Origin of the sequence: Caldimonas sp., assembly GCF_046289365.1 — a bacterium.
In the GTDB taxonomy this organism is placed as follows: Bacteria; Pseudomonadota; Gammaproteobacteria; order Burkholderiales; family Burkholderiaceae_C; genus Caldimonas.
The window spans coordinates 1-2,041 of record NZ_JBKBVU010000333.1 but is presented as its reverse complement, the minus strand read 5'-3'; the positions used below and the strand labels follow the sequence as shown (position 1 = coordinate 2,041).

Sequence of the window (2,041 nt, the reverse complement as noted above, 5' to 3'; positions counted from 1 at the left end):
GTCTCGGGCGTCGGCGGGATCAGGAGCTTGCGGTTTTGCCGGCGCTTGATCGTCAGGGGCACCAGGGTCACCCGCTGCCCGTCGCTGACGTAGCTGCGTGCATCGTCGCCGACCTCGACGCGGATCGCGCGACGGCGGGCGTTCGGAATCGGATCGGTAGGCGACCGGATCATGCCAAGGCCTCCTCGGCGCTCGCGTGGCACTCCTCGACCAAAGGATGCGTGCCGATCTCGGGACCCAAGCCCAGCCAGCCGTCCTCGCGCCAGCGGATGTCGAGGCCGTGCGCGTGCAGTTGGACCCGCTCGATCAGCAGCCGCGCGATGCGTTGCTGCTCGGCCGGGAACAACTGCGCCCACACCTCGCCGATGCGCCGCATCGCCACCACCACCTGCGCTTCATCGAGGGCAGCACCCGCGGGATGCCGCTGACACGCCCGCCAGGTGCCGATCAGCACCTGCGGCGCCGAGAGCGCCGCGTGGATCTGGGCCAGTACGGCGTTCTCGATCTCGGCCGCGGGCAGATGCCCGACGTCCGGCGCGTCCGGCGCCAGGCTCGCGCCGGCGTTGCGGCGCTTGTGCAGGTAGGGCACGTAGTAGCGGTAGATGCGCCCGCTCTTCTTCTTGACGAAGGTGTGCAACATGCGCTGGCCATCGGGAGCGAACAGCAGTCCCGCGAGCAGGGCCGGATGCTTGGCCCGGTGTTCACGCGGGGCCTGCTTGCGGCGCTCGATGAAGGCGTGCGCGGCCTCCCACAGGTCTTGCGGCACGATCGCCTCGTGCTGGCCGGGGTACCAGACGCCGTGATTGCGGATCTCACCCAGGTAGATGCGGTTGCGCAGCAGTGCGAAGAGGAATTGCTGGTCGATCGGCCGGCCCGTGCGCTGTCGCCCGCCCTGCGTGACCCAGGCCTTGGTGGTGTGGCCTTCGAGGGCCAGTTCGCGCACCAGGCGCGCGGCCGAGCCATGCTCGGCGTAGCGCCGGAAGATGTCGCGCACCAAGGCCGCCTCACGCTCGTTGACGACGAGTTTGCGCTCGACGACGTCATAGCCCAGCGGCGGCATGCCGCCCATCCACATGCCCTTCGCTTTGGAGGCGGCGATCTTGTCGCGGATGCGCTCGCCGGTGACCTCGCGCTCGAACTGGGCGAAGGACAGCAGGATGTTCAGCGTCAGCCGCCCCATCGAGGTGGTGGTGTTGAACTGCTGCGTGACCGAGACGAAGGACACGCCATTGCGGTCGAACACTTCCACCAGCTTGGCGAAGTCGGAAAGACTGCGTGTCAGGCGGTCGATCTTGTAGACCACCACGATGTCGATCCGGCCGGCCTCGATGTCGGCCAGCAGCCGGCGCAGTGCGGGTCGGTCCAGGTTGCCGCCGGAGTAGCCGCCATCGTCGTAGCCGTCGTCGACGGCAATCCAGCCCTCGTGACGCTGGCTGGCGATGAACGCCAGTCCTGCGTCGCGTTGGGCCTCCAGGCTGTTGTACTCCTGGTCGAGCCCCTCGTCGGTGGACTTGCGCGTATAGACCGCACAGCGCCTCGATGGCGTGACGGGAGATGGCGTCGGCGTGATCGAGAAGGACACAGGCCGTGGGGATCTCATGCCGGCTCCCTCTGGCCGTCTTTGGTCTTGAGGCCGAAGAACGCGGGGCCCGACCAATGCGTGCCGGTGATGTGGCGGGCAATCGCCGTCAGGCTCTTGAACCGCTGCCCCTGATACTCGAAATCCTGGGGCCCGCGCACCAGGACGCGGTGCTCGATGTCATCAAAGATCCGCGTGAGCACGGTGCCCGGCAGCAGCCGGCTCGCGTCGCGGCGCAGTTGGCGCGGCAGGATGCCCGTCTGGCCGATCTCCTCGAGCTTGCGGCAGGTCGCGGGCTTCAAAGCGCCGAAGGCGCGTTCCTGGATCCTGTAGGCGAGCCGGCTCTCCAGCCAGGTGCGGTGGTGATGCTTGGGCCGTTCCTCGAAATACTCGTCCCACAGCGCCCAAAGGCTGTCCATCGGCAGGTGGGGCAACTGGGCGATGTGGGCGGCGACGGTGGTG

Annotated in this window: 2 protein-coding genes; both read right to left on the bottom strand. The window is 68.1% G+C overall.

What is annotated here, in order from left to right; genetic code table 11:
• Positions 1–169: 169 nt before the first annotated feature.
• A complete protein-coding gene (locus ACK42S_RS17760) occupies positions 170–1,600 on the bottom strand; it encodes a recombinase family protein (protein WP_409710739.1) in 1,431 nt (476 codons plus the stop codon).
• The coding region (locus ACK42S_RS17755) for a DUF2924 domain-containing protein (protein WP_409710736.1) at positions 1,597–2,041 on the bottom strand (445 nt) is incomplete at its 5' end. The genes ACK42S_RS17755 and ACK42S_RS17760, both read right to left, overlap by 4 nt.